The 17012-nt window shown below is 72.5% G+C and carries 19 protein-coding genes and 1 riboswitch; of the genes, 6 read left to right on the top strand and 13 right to left on the bottom strand.

Annotated elements, in window-relative coordinates:
* The first annotated feature begins 5 nt into the window (after positions 1-5).
* A riboswitch (TPP riboswitch) is annotated at positions 6-110 on the top strand.
* Between the two features lie 73 nt (positions 111-183).
* The 3 genes from ACZ6N8_RS08050 to ACZ6N8_RS08040 all read left to right on the top strand — a co-directional run bounded on the left by ACZ6N8_RS08050 (position 184) and on the right by ACZ6N8_RS08040 (position 3136).
* Positions 184-771, top strand: coding sequence for an ECF transporter S component (locus ACZ6N8_RS08050; protein WP_139587406.1), 588 nt, complete (start codon positions 184-186; stop codon positions 769-771).
* Between the two features lie 137 nt (positions 772-908).
* The gene (locus tag ACZ6N8_RS08045; RefSeq protein WP_466008479.1) at positions 909-2339 is read left to right on the top strand and encodes an ABC transporter ATP-binding protein; all 1431 of its coding nucleotides are present in this window, start codon (positions 909-911) and stop codon (positions 2337-2339) included.
* Entirely contained in the window at positions 2336-3136 is an 801-nt protein-coding gene (locus ACZ6N8_RS08040; protein ID WP_139581956.1) for an energy-coupling factor transporter transmembrane component T family protein, read from the top strand. The genes ACZ6N8_RS08045 and ACZ6N8_RS08040 overlap by 4 nt, the downstream gene beginning before the upstream one ends.
* A 185-nt stretch (positions 3137-3321) precedes the next feature.
* Here ACZ6N8_RS08040 and ACZ6N8_RS08035 read toward each other — a convergent pair whose 3' ends face one another.
* Positions 3322-3744: a hypothetical protein gene (locus ACZ6N8_RS08035; RefSeq protein ID WP_466008477.1), complete on the bottom strand. Its 423-nt coding sequence runs from the start codon at positions 3742-3744 to the stop codon at positions 3322-3324.
* 289 nt (positions 3745-4033) lie between these two features.
* Between ACZ6N8_RS08035 and ACZ6N8_RS08030 the strand changes: the two genes are divergently transcribed.
* Together ACZ6N8_RS08030 and gndA are read left to right on the top strand one after the other, a co-directional pair.
* Positions 4034-4330 (top strand): MTH1187 family thiamine-binding protein, encoded by a 297-nt coding sequence (locus ACZ6N8_RS08030; RefSeq protein ID WP_364362291.1) that lies wholly within the window; start codon positions 4034-4036, stop codon positions 4328-4330.
* Positions 4331-4451: 121 nt separating this feature from the next.
* Positions 4452-5894 (top strand): NADP-dependent phosphogluconate dehydrogenase, encoded by a 1443-nt coding sequence (gndA, locus tag ACZ6N8_RS08025; protein WP_466008475.1) that lies wholly within the window; start codon positions 4452-4454, stop codon positions 5892-5894.
* Between the two features lie 110 nt (positions 5895-6004).
* On the opposite strand, the gene ACZ6N8_RS08020 is transcribed toward gndA, so the two are convergent.
* The 5 genes from ACZ6N8_RS08020 to recO form a co-directional block, all read right to left on the bottom strand.
* Positions 6005-6766: a pirin family protein gene (locus ACZ6N8_RS08020; protein ID WP_357994322.1), complete on the bottom strand. Its 762-nt coding sequence runs from the start codon at positions 6764-6766 to the stop codon at positions 6005-6007.
* Positions 6763-6990, bottom strand: a complete 228-nt coding sequence (locus tag ACZ6N8_RS08015) for a thioredoxin reductase (RefSeq protein ID WP_466008474.1) — start codon at positions 6988-6990, stop codon at positions 6763-6765. Before ACZ6N8_RS08015 ends, ACZ6N8_RS08020 begins: the two co-directional genes overlap by 4 nt.
* 147 nt (positions 6991-7137) lie before the next feature.
* Positions 7138-7323 (bottom strand): hypothetical protein, encoded by a 186-nt coding sequence (locus tag ACZ6N8_RS08010; protein WP_007463934.1) that lies wholly within the window; start codon positions 7321-7323, stop codon positions 7138-7140.
* Positions 7324-7387: 64 nt separating this feature from the next.
* On the bottom strand, positions 7388-8200 hold the full coding sequence (locus tag ACZ6N8_RS08005) for an isoprenyl transferase (RefSeq protein ID WP_466009138.1): 813 nt from the start codon (positions 8198-8200) through the stop codon (positions 7388-7390).
* Positions 8200-9075, bottom strand: coding sequence for a DNA repair protein RecO (gene recO, locus ACZ6N8_RS08000; protein WP_466008472.1), 876 nt, complete (start codon positions 9073-9075; stop codon positions 8200-8202). The genes ACZ6N8_RS08005 and recO overlap by 1 nt, the downstream gene beginning before the upstream one ends.
* 102 nt (positions 9076-9177) lie before the next feature.
* Between recO and ACZ6N8_RS07995 the strand changes: the two genes are divergently transcribed.
* The gene (locus tag ACZ6N8_RS07995) at positions 9178-9984 is read left to right on the top strand and encodes a DUF4097 family beta strand repeat-containing protein (protein ID WP_466008470.1); all 807 of its coding nucleotides are present in this window, start codon (positions 9178-9180) and stop codon (positions 9982-9984) included.
* On the opposite strand, the gene ACZ6N8_RS07990 is transcribed toward ACZ6N8_RS07995, so the two are convergent.
* From ACZ6N8_RS07990 to ACZ6N8_RS07960, 7 genes are all read right to left on the bottom strand, one after another.
* Positions 9971-11143, bottom strand: a complete 1173-nt coding sequence (locus ACZ6N8_RS07990; RefSeq protein ID WP_466008468.1) for an acyltransferase family protein — start codon at positions 11141-11143, stop codon at positions 9971-9973. The two genes, ACZ6N8_RS07995 and ACZ6N8_RS07990, sit on opposite strands and share 14 nt — an antisense overlap.
* Before the next feature lie 165 nt (positions 11144-11308).
* Positions 11309-12205, bottom strand: a complete 897-nt coding sequence (era, locus tag ACZ6N8_RS07985) for a GTPase Era (RefSeq protein ID WP_466009136.1) — start codon at positions 12203-12205, stop codon at positions 11309-11311.
* Between the two features lie 5 nt (positions 12206-12210).
* Entirely contained in the window at positions 12211-12594 is a 384-nt protein-coding gene (locus ACZ6N8_RS07980) for a cytidine deaminase (protein ID WP_364362284.1), read from the bottom strand.
* On the bottom strand, positions 12587-14002 hold the full coding sequence (locus tag ACZ6N8_RS07975) for a hemolysin family protein (RefSeq protein ID WP_244295567.1): 1416 nt from the start codon (positions 14000-14002) through the stop codon (positions 12587-12589). Before ACZ6N8_RS07975 ends, ACZ6N8_RS07980 begins: the two co-directional genes overlap by 8 nt.
* Positions 13978-14451: an rRNA maturation RNase YbeY gene (gene ybeY, locus ACZ6N8_RS07970; protein WP_354828521.1), complete on the bottom strand. Its 474-nt coding sequence runs from the start codon at positions 14449-14451 to the stop codon at positions 13978-13980. Before ybeY ends, ACZ6N8_RS07975 begins: the two co-directional genes overlap by 25 nt.
* Before the next feature lie 15 nt (positions 14452-14466).
* Positions 14467-15525, bottom strand: coding sequence for a PhoH family protein (locus tag ACZ6N8_RS07965; protein ID WP_357993070.1), 1059 nt, complete (start codon positions 15523-15525; stop codon positions 14467-14469).
* A gap of 131 nt (positions 15526-15656) precedes the next feature.
* Entirely contained in the window at positions 15657-17003 is a 1347-nt protein-coding gene (locus ACZ6N8_RS07960) for a serine hydrolase domain-containing protein (protein WP_466009134.1), read from the bottom strand.
* Positions 17004-17012: the final 9 nt, after the last annotated feature.

The raw sequence follows: 17012 nt of genomic DNA, 5'->3' as shown, positions 1-17012 counted from the left end.
AACTTCATATCCGACAGGGGAGCGCACAGCGCTGAGAGTGCGGGTACGCCCGCAGACCCTCGAACCTGATCTGGGTAATGCCAGCGCAGGGAGTTCGGTCGACCTCCAGCCGCGCCGCCGTCCGGTGCCACCGGACGCGGCGTGCGTCTTGCCTGGTTCTCTTTCGTGAACTGGGAGCACAGCATGGACAACACCACCAACCGTTGGCGGACCATCGACATCGTGGTCGCCTCGGTGATCGCGGTGGCCTTCGGCGTCATCTTCTGGGCCTGGGGCCTGGTCTGGAGCGCCACCGAGGGGGCGTTCGCCTTCTTCCCGCCGGCGCAGACCCTGCTCTACGGAGTCTGGCTGATGCCGGCAGTCATCGGCGGCCTGGTCATTCGCAAGCCCGGCGCCGCGCTCTACTGCGAGACCGTGGCGGCGGTCCTCTCCGCGCTGCTGGGCAGCCAGTGGGCGGGCACGGTGATCCCGCAGGGCATCGTGCAGGGCATCGGCGCCGAGCTGGCGTTCGCCGCCTTCCGGTACCGGTCGTTCCGCCTGCCGACAGCGGTGCTGGCCGGCGCGCTCACCGGCCTGAGCGCCGCGCTTTTCGACTTCTTCGTCTGGAACGTCGACTACGCGCTCGGCGACTACCGCATCCCGTACGCGCTGCTGACCATCGTCAGCGCCACCGTGATCGCGGGCGCCGGCGGCTGGCTGCTCACCCGCGCCCTGGCCAACACCGGCGCCCTGGACCGCTTCCCGGTGGCCCAGGAACGAGCCCTCATCTGAAACGCCCGCACAGGGCGGCGCCCGCACAGGGCCACGCGCCCGCGCGGGTTGATCAAGAGGTTCGCGTCACCGTGGCGCCGATTGCTGACGCGAACCTCTTGATCACCGGGTGAAGGACGGGATGGGGGGTGGGGTTGGTGGGCGGGGTACTGCTGCGCGGGTTCGGGTGGCGGCACGCGGGGCGGCGTGCCTGGGCCCTGCGCGGCGTCGACCTGCGGGTCGAGGACGGCGAACGGGTCCTGCTGCTCGGTCCCTCCGGAGCCGGCAAGAGCACGCTGCTCAGCGCGCTGGCCGGGCTGCTGCCCGACGACTCCGGCGAGCAGGAGGGCACCGTCGAGATCGACGGACTCGACCCCCGCAAGGCTCGGGAACGCGTAGGCATCGTCTTCCAGGACCCGGAGACGCAACTGGTGATGGCCCGCAGCGGCGACGACGTGGCGTTCGGGCTGGAGAACCGGGGCGTACCCACCGACGAGATCTGGCCCCGCGTCGACGAGGCGCTGCGCCGGGTCGGGTTCCCGTACCGCAGGGACCGCAACACGGCAGCGCTCTCCGGCGGTGAGCAGCAACGCCTGGCCCTGGCCGGAGCGCTGGCCCTGCGGCCCGGCCTGCTGCTGCTCGACGAGCCGACAGCCAACCTCGACCCGGCCGGCGCCACACTGGTCAGGCAGGCGGTGGCCGGCGCGCTGGACGCCGACACCACGCTGATCCTCGTCGAGCACCGGGTCGCCGAGGCGTTGCCGCTTGTCGACCGGGTGGTGGTCCTGGAACCCGGCGGCGGGGTCCGCGCCGACGGGCCCCCGGAGGCGGTCTTCGCCGCGCACGGCGCCGCCCTCGCCGCCGAGGGCGTCTGGGTGCCCGGTCACCCCGTCGCACCCCGGCCGGCCATCACCGGCCCCGGCGAGGTGCTGCTCACCGCCGAACGGCTCGGCCTGCCACCCCGGCTGGGCCCCACCGACCTGGCGGTACGCGCCGGCGAGGCGCTCGCCGTGCGGGGGCCGAACGGCGCCGGCAAGTCGACGTTGGCCCTGCTGCTCGGCGGGCTGCTGAAGCCGGGCACCGGCCGGGTCACCGCGTCCGGCGAGCTGGCCGGATCGGATCACCGCACTCCCCCGCACCGCTGGCGCGCGCCCGCGCTGGCCCGGCGGATCGGGTCGGTCTTCCAGGACCCGGAGCACCAGTTCGTGACCGGCAGCGTCTTCGACGAGCTGGCCCTCGGCCCGCGCCGCACCGGCCAAACCGAGACAGCCGTCAACGACATCGTCACCGAACTGCTGGACCGGCTGCGGCTGGCGCGGCTCGCGGCAGCCAACCCGTACACCCTCTCCGGCGGGGAGGCGCGGCGGCTCAGCGTCGCGACGGCCCTGGCCACCGCGCCCCGCCTGCTGATCTGCGACGAACCCACCTTCGGTCAGGACCGGCGGACCTGGCAGGAACTGGTGGATCTCTTCGCCGACCTGCGCGACGCCGGGCACGGCGTGGTCACCGTCACCCACGACGCGGATTTCGTCACGGCGCTCGCCGACCGCACGGTCACACTTCACCCCACCCCGGACGACCACAAATGATCAGCATCGAGCCGGTGGCCGCACCCGACGCTCCCCTGGCCCGCCGCAACCCGGTGGCGAAGGTGGCCGCCGCGCTGATCTTCTCGTTCATCCTGCTGGCCACCCTGGACCCGGTGGCCCCCGCCATCGCCATCGCGTGCGAACTCGCCCTGCTGCCGCTGTTCGGCATCCGCTACCGGGTGCTGGCCCGGCGGGCCCTGCCGCTGCTGCTCAGCGCCGCAGGCATCCTGGTCACCCTGGTGCTGTTCGCCGCCGACAGGTCCGGCCGGGTCCTGCTGGACGCGGGGCCGGTGCTGGTGAGCACCGGCGTCCTGCTCACCGCGCTCGGGCTGGTGCTGCGGGTGTTCGCGGTGGCCCTGCCCGGCGTGATCGTCTTCGCCACCACGGACCCCACCGACCTGGCCGACGCGCTGATCCAGAACGCGAAGGCGCCGGCACGGTTCGCCATCGGCGCCCTTGCCGCGTTCCGGCTGGTGCCGCTGCTCGGTCAGGAATGGCAGATGATCAGCATGGCCCGTCGGGCGCGGGGTGTCGACGCCGGACGCAACCCCGTGGCGAAGCTGCGGCTGTTCACCTCCACCGCGTTCGCGCTGCTGGTCGGGGCGATCCGTCGCGGCACGCGGCTCGCGGTGGCGATGGACGCGCGGGGCTTCGACGCCGGCACACCACGAACGGTCGCCCGCCGCCAGCCGTTCACCCGCGCCGACGCCCTCCTGATCGCCGGGTCGGTCGCCCTGGCCGGCGCGGCCCTCACCACGAGCATCCTCACCGGCGCCTTCCGGCCCCTGATCGGCTGAGTCGCCGCTTTCCTGCGGCGCGCCGATCGCGTCTTCCCGCGCCTCACCTCCCCGCCACGCCGGGATGGTCCGCACCGCGTCGAGGATGGTGCTGCTTCGCTGGGCGGTGGAGCTGCACCATGAGCATGGTGCAGCCCCACCGCCCGTACCGCCGGAACAGCGCGGCCGGGTGGGTGCGCGGTCGGTCAGCTGCGCCGGAAGGCGTACCGGCGGCTCTGACCAGCCTGTCGGCCACGCCCGCCGCTCGATCGCGTCCCGCCACCCTGCGGCGGGCCGGCCGTCGGTGCCTTCGGTCGCCCGGCCGCCTTCGGCAGGTCTGCCACCACCGGCGCGTCGACCACTGCCGGCACGTCGACCGGCGGCGCCAGCTCACCCGGCACCGCCGCCGGCAGAGCCGACCGGTTCAGCACCGCCGGCAGCGGCGGCTCGACCAGCACCGGTTCACCCAACGCTGCCGGAAGTGCCGGCTCGACCAGGAGCGCCGGCTCGACCGCGAGATCCACGTCGGGGCGGGTTGGTAGGAGCGCGTCATGGCCGGCCGCCGGGTCCGTGCCGGCGGGCGCCGGTGTGGCGGTACGGGACCTCTTCGGTGTGCGCTTCGCGGGCATCCGGGCCTCCTTCGGTGCCGACCGTCACTGCCGGTCCCGCGCTCCGGGGCCGGTCGGCTCGACCTGTGACCGTCGCGGCGCGACAGTCGAATCGGGAAGGGACTGCTCACCGGGATCGACAGCGCCAGCACCGCCGCACGGCGGGTGGAGAACGCGGGACGCCCGGGAGCGCACGGACCGCGACGCGGGGCGGCGGACCGGCTCGGAGAGTGGGGCGTCAGTTGCGCATGCCCGTACGGTAACCACCGCCCGGCGGGACGCGCACCCGATTTACTGGCACGATCGGCGCATGCTTATCGCGTTCTCGATCACCCCGCTGGGCGGCGACGACTCCGTGGGCGACCTGGTCGCCGAGGCGGTGCGAGTGGTCCGGGAGTCCGGCCTGCCCAACCGGACCGACGCCATGTTCACCACTGTCGAGGGCGAGTGGGACGAGGTGATGGCGGTGGTGAAGCGGGCGGTCGACGTGGTCGCCGCGCAGGCGCCCCGGGTGAGTGTGGTGCTCAAGGCCGACGTCCGGCCCGGGGTCACCGATGCGCTCACCGGGAAGGTCGCACGGATCGAAGCCCGCCTCGCCGAGGGCTGACCGGCGCCACTGTCGGCAGCACGGCGGCCACCCGGCGTATCGCAATGTGGATCACCGGTACGTACTGGCGCGTACCGCGATAGGTTCAGGTCAATAGCGGCGGTGAAAGGTGGCGGCACGGATGGCTGAGCAGGCGACGGCGCAGATCGGTGTGACCGGGTTGGCGGTGATGGGCCGCAATCTGGCCCGCAACCTGGCCCGCAACGGCTTCACGGTGGCGGTGCACAACAGGTCACCGGAGCGCACCCGCAGCCTCATCGCCGAGCACGGCGACGAGGGCACGTTCGTGCCCGGCGAGACGATGGCGGACTTCGTGGCGTCGCTGGAACGGCCACGCGCGGTGATCGTCATGGTCAAGGCCGGCGCGCCCACCGACGCGGTGATCGACGAGCTGGTGCCGCTGCTGGATGAGGGCGACATCATCGTCGACTGCGGCAACGCCCACTTCGCCGACACGCGTCGCCGTGAGGAGTCGCTGCGCGCGCAGGGCCTGCACTTCAGCGGCACCGGCGTCTCCGGCGGCGAGGAGGGCGCGCTGCGCGGGCCGAGCATCATGCCCGGCGGCTCCGACGAGTCGTACGCCAAGCTCGGGCCGATGTTCGAGAAGATCGCCGCGCAGGTGGACGGCGTGCCGTGCTGCACCCACGTCGGGCCGGACGGCGCCGGGCACTTCGTCAAGATGGTGCACAACGGCATCGAGTACGCCGACATGCAGCTCATCGCCGAGGCGTACGACCTGCTGCGGGCCGGCCTGGACGCGACACCGGCCGAGATCGCGGAGATCTTCCGGGACTGGAACAACGGCGAGCTGGAGTCGTTCCTCATCGAGATCACCGCCGACGTGCTCGCGCACACCGACGCGGCGACCGGCCGGGCGTTCGTGGACATCGTGCAGGACCGGGCCGAGCAGAAGGGCACCGGCAGGTGGACCGTGCAGAGCGCTCTGGACCTGGGCATCCCCATCACCGGGATCGCCGAGGCGACCTTCGCCCGCTCGCTGTCCGGGCACGTCGACCAGCGCGAGGCGGCACGCCGGGCGTTCCCGGACGCCGGTGAGAAGTGGCAGGTCGCCGACCGGGACGCGTTCGTCGAGGATGTCCGCCGGGCGCTGCTCGCCTCCAAGATCGTCGCGTACGCGCAGGGCTTCGACCACATCCGCGCCGGCAGCCAGGAGTACGACTGGGACATCGACCTCGGCGGCACGGCGACGATCTGGCGGGGCGGCTGCATCATCCGCGCCCGCTTCCTGAACCGCATCCGCGAGGCGTACGACGAGCAGCCGGACCTGCCGACGCTGCTTGTGGCACCGTACTTCGCCGAGGCGGTCGGCGCGGGCGTGCCGAGCTGGCGGCGGGTCGTGGCCGACGCGGCCCGGGCCGGGGTGCCGACGCCCGCGTTCTCGTCGTCGCTCGCGTACTTCGACGCGCTGCGCGCGGAGCGGCTGCCCGCCGCGCTGATCCAGGGTCTGCGGGACAACTTCGGCGCGCACACCTACCAGCGGGTCGACCGCGAGGGCTCGTTCCACACCACCTGGGCCGGCGACCGCACCGAATCCCCCGCCTGACCAAGGGGCGCACGGCAGGGTCGTGCTCGATCACGCTTGTGGGTGGCCTTCCCGACGACGGGAGGCCACCCACATCCACGTTCGAGCGTGATCACCGGAGACGACGGGCGTCAGGCGACCGTGGCGTGCATCTCCCAGACGAGGATCTCGGCCGGCTCGTCGGCGGTGACCCGCCGGCCGCCGGTCATGGTGAGTCGGGCCGCGTCGCCGGTGCCGAGCGGACCGACGCCCTCCAGGTTCACCGTGCCGTCGGGCACGTAGAGGTGCACGAAAGGCGCGTCGGGAATGGTGACCTCGTCGCCGGGGGCGAGCCGGGCGGCGTGCAGGGTCGCGTACCGGTTGCGGATGCGGATCGCGGACGCGCCGTCGTAACGTTCCATGCCGGAGGCGATCGGCACCAGGCCGCCGCGGAGCAGCTCGTCCTCGATCTCCAACTGCTCGTACCCGGGGTCGACGCCCTCCTCGTCGGGGAGCACCCACATCTGCACGAAGTGCACCGGGTCGCTGTGCGGCTCCTGGTTGTTGAGCCGCCAGGCGTCGTTCTTCTCCGAGTGCAGGATGCCGGTGCCGGCGCTCATCCGCTGCGCCAGCCCCGGGTAGATCACCCCCGAGTGGCCTGTGGAGTCCTGGTGCACGAGCGAGCCCCGCAGCACCCAGGTCACGATCTCCATGTCCTGGTGCGGGTGGGTCTCGAAGCCGGCGCCCGGCCGGACCACGTCGTCGTTGTTGACCAGCAGGAGCCCGTGGTGGGTGTTCGCCGGGTCGTAGTGCCTGGAGAACGAGAAGGAGTGCTTGGAGTCCAGCCACGAGATCCGGGTCGCGAACCGATCCTCGGCACGGCGTACGTCGACAGCCGGAGCGGGGGCGGTCACCAGGCACGCTGCCCGGCGTCGGGGGTGGACGGCGCCCAGGTCAGCGCCGGCTCGCCGGTGGCCAGCTCGGCGATCTCACCGGTCCGCAGCGCAGGCGTGTGGCCGAACTCGGCGCAGTGCTGCTCGGCGATCTCGGCGCAGATGTCGGCCACCTGCTCGCAGATGGGGTCACCCAGATCGGCGGCGTTCAACGCCATGATCATCTTGTACCGGAGATCTCGCACACCCACCCCCACCACCGAGTCCCACCACCTCCGGACCCTACCCGCCGCCCCTTACCCGTCACCGGGGAACAACGGAGACGCCGGCGCGGACCCGGACAGCGAAGGACGCCGCCCGCACGGAGGCGGGCGGCGTCGGGAAATCAGGGATCACCAGAATCGGCGGCGCTTGGCCTTCTGCGGACGGATCAGGTCCGCGCCCCTGGTGAGCAGCCGGGTCGCCCCGGAGGGACCACGCCGGGCCTCCAGGGTGTGGCTGAGCCTGCGGGCGCCAGCGGCAGCCAGCGGCACCGCGACCGCCATCACCGCCCACTGGGCAATGCGCTTCTGGATCATGTGGGTTCACCTCCGTCAGTGGTTTCTGACCTCTCTGGTACCCAGCGTGACCGGTTGGTAAGCCTCAGACCGTCGGCGCGACCGGGTTCGGCAGCGCGCCACCGAACCGCCTGTCGCGCTGGGCGTACAGCTCGCACGCGTACCAGAGGTGGCGGCGGTCGAAGTCGGGCCAGAGCGTGTCGAGGAAGACCAGCTCGGCGTACGCGGTCTGCCAGAGCAGGAAGTTGGAGATCCGCTCCTCGCCCGACGGGCGCAGGAACAGGTCCACCTCCGGGATCTCCGGGTGGTAGAGGTACTTCGCCACTGTCTTCTCGGTGACCTTCGCCGGGTCGAGCCGACCGGCGGCGACATCGCGGGCGATCGCGGCGGCGGCGTCGCCGATCTCCGCCTGACCGCCGTAGTTGACGCAGAACTGGAGCGTGAGCGTCGAGTTGCCCTGGGACATCTCCTCGGCGGTCTGCAACTCGGAGATGACGCTCTTCCACAGACGGCCGGGCCGGCCCGACCAGACCACCCGGACGCCGAGATCGACCAGCTGGTCGCGGCGGCGGCGGATGACGTCCCGGTTGAAGCCCATCAGGAACCGGACCTCGTCCGGTGAGCGCCGCCAGTTCTCGGTGGAGAACGCGTACGCCGACAGGTAGGGGATGCCCATCTCGATGGCGCCTTCGATGGTGTCGAAGAGGCTGTGCTCCCCCGCCTCGTGACCCTTGGTGCGGGGCAACCCGCGGTCCTTGGCCCACCGCCCGTTGCCGTCCATCACCACTGCCACGTGCTGCGGCACCGCCTCGCTGGGCAGCGCCGGCGGCCGGGCGCCGGACGGGTGGGGCGTCGGTGGTGTCGGCTCACGCCGGCTGGCCCTGGTGGGTCGTCGGATCACTCGGCTCTCTCCCTGCTCGCACCGTCCGCTCCGGCCTCGACGTCACCGCGCGGCCGGAGCATCGCCGCGCCACCGCCGCCCGGCGGCGGGGCCGTGCCGGCGACCGGGGAACCCCTGTCGACCAGCGGCAGCGAGCGTAGCGCGCGCTCCAGGTGCCACTGCAGGTGAGCCGCGACCAGCCCACTGCACTCCCGGCGTACGCCGGTGTCGGTGGCGTCGGCGACCACCCAGTCGCCGGTGGTCAGCGCGGACATCAGGTCGATGGTGGCCGGGGCGGGGTGGGCCGCGCCGGGCGGGCGGCAGTCCGGGCAGACGGCGCCGCCGGCCGGTACGGAGAACGCCCGGTGCCGCCCGGGGGTGCCGCAGACCGCGCACGCGATCAGCGCCGGCGCCCAGCCGGCGAGGGCCATCCCGCGCAGCAGGTACGCGTCGAGCACGAGTGTGGTGTCGTGCTCGCCCCGGGACAGCGCCTTCAGCGCGCCGACGGTGAGCTGGAACAACCGCAGCGACGGCTCCCGCTCGACAGGGGTGAGCCGCTCGGCGGTCTCGGCTATCGCGCTGGCCGCCGTGTAGCGGGGGTAGTCGCCGAGGAACCGCTTGCCGTACAGGTCGATGCCCTCGACCTGGCTGACCGTGTGCAGCGAGCTGCCGTGGTTGCCCTTCGGGTCGCCGGCGAGCTGGAGGTCGACGTGGCCGAACGGCTCCAGCCGCGCCCCGAACTTGCTCGTGGTGCGGCGGATCCCGCGGGCCACCGCGCGCAGCCGGCCGTGCCGGCGGGTGAGCAGTGTGATGATCCGGTCGGACTCGCCGAGTTTCTGCACACGCAGCACCACCGCGTCGTCGCGGTAGAGCTGTCGGCGATACCCGGCCATCGGGCCATTCTCCCTCGGGGTGTGAAATCAGGGTCGCTTCGGGGTGGACGCGCGGAAGAACCCCGATGCGCCCGGCTGGTGCCCGGCCGTAGCGTGCTGGCCATGGCACTGCTCGACACCACCGCAGCCGTCCGCCGTCGCGTCACGGCCCCCGTCGCGCTGGGGATGACCGCCACCCTCATCCTGCTCGCCGGGTGCGACAACCTCTCGTTCCGTCGGCTCGACTACGACGACACCGAGGCGGTGAAGATCACCACGATCCGGATGCTGGGGGGCTCCGGCGACATGGTGGTCCGGGGCACCGGCCCGGCGGGTGAGGCGCGGATCAAAAGGGTGGTGCGCTACCAGGGGGGCGAGCCCAAGGCCCGGTACGAGATCAAGGGCGACGAACTGATCCTGGACAGTGACTGCGGCAACAGGTGCACCGTCTCCTACGAGGTGACGGTGCCGGAGGGCGTGACCGTGCAGGGCGAGTCCGGTTCCGGTGACGTCGACCTGAGCAAGATCGGCACGGTCGATCTCCGGCTGGGTTCGGGGGACGTGCGGATCGTCGGCGCCACCGGAGCGGTGGGGGTGGAGACCGGCTCCGGCAACATCGAGGTCAGCGAGGCAAGCGCGGCGGTGCGCCTGCGCGCCGGGTCCGGTGACATCACGGCCCGGCGGCTCGGTGGCGCGACTGACGCCGAGGCCGGCTCCGGCAACGTCACGGTCGAACTGGACACGCCGGCGGCGGCACGCGCGCACGCGTCCAGCGGCGACGTGACGCTGCTGGTGCCGCAGGGCAGCTACCGGGTGCGTTCCAGCACCGGCTCCGGCGACGCCCGGGTGACAGTCGCCGACGATCCGGCCGCGTCCCTGGTGCTCGACGGGTCGGCCGACAGCGGCAACGTCACCATCAGCCAGCGTTGAGGTCGACGGTGGCCGCCTCCCCGGCCACCCGCTGCGCCGGCACCACGGCCGGCCCGACCGGCGGCACGACCGCCGCTTTGGCGGCCGGCGCGGGCCGCGCCACACCGGGCCGGGCAGCCGGGTCGGCACTGGGCCGGAGGGCCGACTCGACAGGCGTCGGCGGGCCACCCGGGATCAGCTCCGGTGGCCGCCGGGCGGCGACGTCCTCGACCCAGCCGACGGCCAGAGTGACGACCCCGACCAGCGCGAAGACCAGCAGCACCCGGATGGCCAACCCCAGCAGGTTCTGGTGGGACCAGCCGACCACGTCGACGAGCGGGGTGAGCGCCACCACGAACGGCATGTGCCAGAGATAGACGGTCAACGCGCGGCGGTTGAGCACGGTGACCGCCCGGTCGGCCAGCCGGCTGCGCTCCAGCCACGGGATCCCGGCCGGCGCCCGGCCGAGCACGATCAGGATGAACGCCGCGGACCAGAGGGCGTTGCCGAGGTGGTTGTCGTTGAGGTCGTACCCGCGTGGGCCGGGATGCGCGACGATCCACGCGCCGCCGGTCACCGCGAGCGCCAGCGCCAGCGGGTACAGCACCCGGCCGGCGAGCCGGCGCAGCATCCCGGCGTGGTGGGCGAACCCGAGCAGCCACGCGCCGAAGTACAGGCCGAACTCCCGCAGCACCGGCGGGGGCGCCTGATAGATCCCCACCTCGATGGCCGCCAGCAGGAGGTACGGGGCGAGCACCGTGGGCAGCGGCGCCCTGCGGAACAGCCAGAACGCCACAGGCGAGGCGAGCACGAACCACAGGTAGTCGCGCAGGTACCAGATGATGCTCAGCGCCAGGGCGCCCCAGTTGTTGGCCGGAGGGTCCGCGATCGGGAACAGCCACAGCAGCAGGCGAGGGCTGGCGGTCAACCCGCTGAACAGCATGGCCGGGACGAAGACCGCCGCCAGCACCCACAGTGACGGCAGCAGCCGGCGCAACCGGCGACCGACCGCCGCCGGCCCGGACCGGGTGAGCGACGCGGCCATCAACGAGCCGGCAAGCGCGAACATCACCGACATGGCGGGGAACACGAGGGTGAGGGTCGCCCACCCGGTGACGTGGTAGACGACTACTCGGACGATGGCCAGAAAGCGGAGCAGATCGAGATACCTGTTGCGCATCAGCCTGCATCTGGGTCGGGGAAGCGGGGGTGTACTTCCCCTACCCTGCGCGGCACCGACACCAAACGGCGGGCACCCCGACCAGACGTGAATCCGGCCATCCGTACGACCGAAAAGGATCATGGAAGGCCGGACCGGGACGCCCGGCCGGGCCCACGAGATGGGTCAGAAGCCCAGCTTGCGCAGTTGCTTCGGGTCGCGCTGCCAGTCCTTCGCCACCCGCACGTGCAGGTCCAGGTAGACCCGGGTGCCCAGCAGCTCCTCGATCTGGCGGCGGGCGGTGGTGCCGACCTCCTTGAGCCGGCTCGCCTTGTGGCCGAGCACGATCGCCTTCTGGCTGGGCCGTTCCACGTACAGGTCGGCGTAGATCTTCATGACCTGACCCTCGGGCATCATCTCCTCGACCACCACCGCGATCGAGTGCGGCAGCTCGTCGCGGACACCCTCCAGCGCGGCCTCCCGGATCAGCTCCGCGACCAGCACCTGCTCCGGGTCGTCGGTGAGCATGTCGTCCGGGTAGAGCTGCGGCGACGGCGGCAGGTACCTGGTCATCACGTCGACGAGCGTGTCCACCTGGTGCCCGGAGACAGCGCTCACCGGCACGATCTCGGCGAACTCCCCCATCTCGCTGACCGCGAGCAACTGCTCGGCCAGCCGGCGCTTGTCCACCAGGTCGGTCTTGGTGACCACGGCCAGCACCGTCGCCTTCAACTCGGCCAGCTCGCCGGAGATGAACCGGTCACCGCGCCCGACCGGCTCGTCTGCCGGGATGCAGAGGCCGATCACGTCGACCTCGGTCCAGGTCGAGCGGACCAGGTCGTTGAGGCGCTCGCCGAGCAGCGTACGGGGACGGTGCAGGCCAGGCGTGTCGACCAGCACCAGCTGCGAGTCCGGACGGTGCAGCACGGCACGGATGACGTGCCTGGTGGTCTGCGGCTTGTTCGACGTGATCGCGATCTTGGTGCCGACGATGGCGTTGGTGAGCGTGGACTTGCCGGCGTTGGGACGCCCGACGAAGCAACCGAACCCGGCCCGGTACGCAGGCGCCTGCGGATCCCGCACCGCGCTCACTCGGTCACCGTGCCGAGGACCGTGCCGTCCGGCGCGGCCACGTGGATCGGCGCGTCCGCGGCGAGGTCACGGACCGCCGCGTGCCCGGCGCCGTCGAGCGTCGACGCCTCGGTCACCACGACCGCCGCCTCCAGCCGGCTCGCCCCCGCCGCCACCGCCGAGGCCACCGCCAACTGCAACGCGGTGAGGGTCAGCGAGGGCAGGGCGACACTGGCCGCCGCGTACGTCCGGCCGTCCTGGTCCCGGACGGCGGCCCCCTCCACAGCGGCGACCCGTCCGCGGGCTCCCCGGGCCAGGACCACCAGTTTGGCGTCCTCGGCGCTCAGCGGGGCCGGCGCGGTGGCTGTGGGCTGCGCGGGCGCGGCGGGTGTGTCAGGCATCGGCGGGTTGCCTCTCCTCGTCTCGGTTGTGACCCTGGTCGTCTCCGGGGCCGGTGTGCCCCGCGGTGTCCTGCTCGTCGCCCGGCTCGGCCCGGCTGACCAGGACGGTGTCGATCCGGTTGCGCCGGCCGGTGGTGCCCTCGGCGACCAGTCGGAGACCGGCGACCTCGGCCTCGGCGCCGGGGATCGGCACCCGCCCGAGCGACTGGGCGAGCAGACCGCCGACCGTCTCCACCTCGTCGGTGGGCAGGTCGGTGTCGAACAGCTCGCCCAGGTTCTCCACCGGCAGGCGGGCGGTGACCCGCACCGACGAGTCGGGCAGGCGTTCGACAGGCGGGCGTTCGACATCGTACTCGTCGGTGATCTCGCCGACGATCTCCTCCAGGATGTCCTCGATGGTGACGAGGCCGCCCGTGCCGCCGTACTCGTCGACGACGATGACCAGGTGGTTGCGGGCGGCCTGCATCTCCGACAGGAGGTCGTCCACCGGCTTGGACTCCGGTACGAATGTCGCCGGGCGCATCAGCTCGGCCACCGGCAACTGCTCGGCCTGCGGGTCACCGCCGCGCGAGCGCCGGATCAGGTCCTTGAGGTAGAGCACGCCCAGCACGTCGTCGACGCTCTCGCCGATCACCGGGATGCGGGAGAAGCCGGACCGCAGGAAGAGCGCCAGCGCCTGCGCGAGCGTCTTGCCCTCCTCGATCCACACCATCTCCGTGCGCGGCACCATCACCTCACGGGCGATGGTGTCGCCGAGCGCGAAGACCGAGTGGATCATCTGGCGTTCGCCGTGCTCGACCACGCCGCGCTGCTCGGCCAGGTCGACCAGCTCCCGCAGCTCGACCTGGGTGGCGAACGGGCCCTCCCGGAAGCCACGGCCCGGGGTGACCGCGTTGCCGATGAGGATCAGCAACGACGCGAGGGGGTTGAGCGCCCGGCCCAGCCAGCGGACCAGCGGCGCCACCGCCCGACCCACCGCGTACGCGTGCTGCCGGCCGATGGTGCGCGGGGCGACCCCGACCACCACGAAGCTGACCACTGTCATGGCGCCGGCGGTGACCAGCGCGGCACGCCAGCCGGCGCCGAAGCTGTCCACCGCGACGAGCGCCACGAGCGTGGTGGCGGTCAACTCGGCGAGCAGCCGCAACAGCAGGAGCAGGTTGAGGTGCCGGACCACGTCACCGGCCACGGCCTGGAGGGTACGGGCGCCGCGTACGCCGTCCCGGGCCAGTTCGGCGGCCCGGGCCGGGGAGACCGCGGCGAGTGCCGCCTCGGTCATGGCGATCACGCCGGCCAGGACGACCAGACCGGCCGCGAAGACGATCAGCTGCACATCGGGAAGGCCGGCGGTGGGGCCGGCCGCGAGTAACGGAGGAGTGGACATCACTGGGTGCGGGTCGACCGCCAGCTCGACAGCAGCCGGGCCTGGAGCGCGAACATCTCCCGCTCCTCCTCCGGCTCCGCGTGGTCGTAGCCGAGCAGGTGCAGCACCCCGTGCACGGTGAGCAGGTGCAGCTCGTCCGCAGGGGTGTGCCCGGCGGCGGCCGCCTGCTTGGCCGCCACCTCGGGGCACAGCACGATGTCGCCGAGCAGGGCCGGCTCCCCACCGGCCGGGGCGCTCTCGCCCGGGCCGTGGTCGACGCTGCCCTCGTCCATGGGGAACGCGAGCACGTCGGTCGGGCCGTCGCCGCCCATCCAGCGGTGGTTCAGCTCGGTCATGTAGTCGATGTCGACAAGCAGCACGGACAGCTCGGCGAGGGGGTTGACCCCCATCTCGTCGAGTGCGTGCCGGGCGACGGCGAGCACGGCGTCGGTGTCGACGTCGACACCGGACTCGTTGGCGATCTCGATGGACAACTGCTTTCCTCTGCTTTAGCGGCGACGGCCGGCCCGGCCGCCCTGGGCGGGTCGCCCGGGCACGGCGTGGACGCCAGGCGCCTGCTGGTTCTCCCGCTCGGCATCCCAGCGGGCGTACGCGTCGACGATCTCCCCGACCAGCCGGTGGCGGACCACGTCGGAGCTGGACAGCTGGGCGAAGTGCACGTCCTCGACGTTCTCCAGGATCTCGCGGACGACCCGCAGGCCGCTTGTCGTCCCGCCGGGAAGGTCCACCTGGGTGACGTCACCGGTGACGACGATCTTGGAGTTGAAGCCGAGCCGGGTGAGGAACATCTTCATCTGCTCGGGCGTCGTGTTCTGCGCCTCGTCCAGGATGATGAACGCGTCAGACAGAGTACGGCCCCGCATGTAGGCCAGCGGGGCGACCTCGATCGTCCCCTGGGCCATCAGCTTCGGGATCGTCTCCGGGTCGAGCATCTCGTGCAGCGCGTCGTAGAGCGGACGCAGGTACGGGTCGATCTTCTCGTTCAGGGTGCCGGGCAGGAAGCCCAGTCGCTCGCCCGCCTCGACGGCCGGCCGGGTCAGGATGATCCGGTTGACCTGCTTGGCCTGCAACGCCTGGACGGCCTTCGCCATGGCCAGGTACGTCTTGCCGGTACCGGCCGGGCCGATGCCGAAGACGATGGTGTTCGAGTCGATCGCGTCGACGTACCGCTTCTGCCCGAGGGTCTTGGGGCGGATGGTGCGCCCGCGCCGGGAGAGGATGTTGAGCGTCAGGACCTCGGCGGGCCGCTCGGCGCTGCCCTGCTCGAGCATGCCGACGGTACGCCGGACGGCGTCAGTGGTCAGGGTCTCGCCTTTCTCGATGAGTTCGAGCAGCTCACTGAAGACCCGCTCGGCGAGGGCGTTGTCCGCCGGGGCGCCGGTGATGGTGATCTCGTTGCCACGAACGTGCACGTCACTGGTGACCGAGCGTTCGACGAGTCGCAGGATCTCGTCACCCGCGCCGAGGAGGTTGACCATGATCTTCGAGTCGGGCACGGTGATCCTGGTCTGCACCCGGGGCGGGCCGGGAGGTGGGGTGCCGGTCATAGGTCGGGCCGAAGGGCCCTGCGCACCTGCTCTCGATCTCGGCGCCGGCCCTGCTGGCACGGCGTGCGGACGTTCCACCCATCGTATCGGTTCAACGCCTGCCGCATCGCGCCCATTTCCGCTGGCCGCGATCAACTCCCGGCCCGGAAGTCGTACCTGTCGAACGTCTCCTGGTGGCGGGTGAAACGGTACGTCGCCCAGTGCATCCGGATCACCGTGCCGGCGTCGTCGCGGGTGAGCCGCAGCAGCTCGCCGACCTCCCGGCCGGAGACCGTGCGGTACACGTCGGGGCGGTCCGGCAGCGGGGCGAAGATCGCCGGGGGACGCCCGGCCGGGTCCCGTTCCGCTCGCGCCCGGAGCGTGCCGTCGTGCCAGGAGAAGACGTACTCGGAGCCCTCTCCCCACCAGCGCCCGAGCAGGCCCCGCAGGTCGGCCGGAGCCGGGGCGCCGGGGCGCCACGGTTCGATCTCGGCCGGGTCGTTCTCGACCGCCTCGGTCAGCAGCCGGTGCGGCAGCTCGAACAGCTCCGCCGCCGTACCAGAGGAGCCGAGCACGGCGGCGCCCATCGCGCCCGCGGTGCCGTCGCCGCCCCGCCTGCCGTACACGCCGGCGAGGAATCCGGGCATCGCCCCGTCGTGCCCCACGTGCAACACCCGCTCGCCCTGCGGGATGAGGATCAGCCCGAGCCCGAAGCCCGCTCCCCAGAGCGTCTCGTCGGTGGTGGTCAACGGCCAGCGCATCTCGTCGAGGGTGCCCGGGGCGAGCACCACGCCGGCCGGGTCCAGCGCCGCCGGGTCGGCCAGGAAGGCGGCCCAGCGGGCCATGTCCGTCGCCGTGCTCCACAGCTGGGCGGCCGGGCCGACCGCGCCGAAGTCGGTAGGCGGCTCCGGGTGCGCCTCGTCGGAGTACGCGTCGACCAGATAGCCGGTGGCCGCGCCCGGCCCGGGGGCGACCATGGTGTCGGCGAGCCCCAGCGGCGTCAGGACCCGCTCGTCGAGCACCTGCGCCCAGGTGCCGCCGCGCAGCCGGGCCACCAGTTGCCCGAGCACGGCCAGGCCGAGGTTCGAGTAGTGGAACCGGCGGCCGGTCGGCAGCACCCGCTCGGCCCGGTCCAGCTCCGCCACCAGCCGGGCGTCGTCCGGCGCGGTCAGGGAGTCCCACACGTCGCCGAACGGCTCGCGTTGCAGGCCCGCGGTGTGCGACAGCAGGCGGCGCACGGTCAGCTCGCCGTGCGCCGGCAGGTCCAGGTGCCGGCCCACCGGGTCGTCCAGGTCCAGCAGGCCGTCGTCGCGGCACTGGAGGGTGAGCACCGCGGTGAAGGTCTTGGTGACCGAGCCGATCCGGAACTGGGTGCCGGGCCCCAGCGGGCTGTCCGTGCCGGTGTCGCCGACGGTGCAGGTCCACAGCGGCCGGTCGGCCCGGTGCAGCGCCGCCGACACGGCGGGCACCCGGGCGTCGGCCTGCACCCGGCGGACCATCCGGTCCAA

The sequence above is a fragment of the Micromonospora sp. NPDC047521 genome (genome assembly GCF_055587305.1).
Note: the sequence above shows the minus strand (reverse complement) of the source record. Positions and strands in the feature narration are given on the sequence as shown.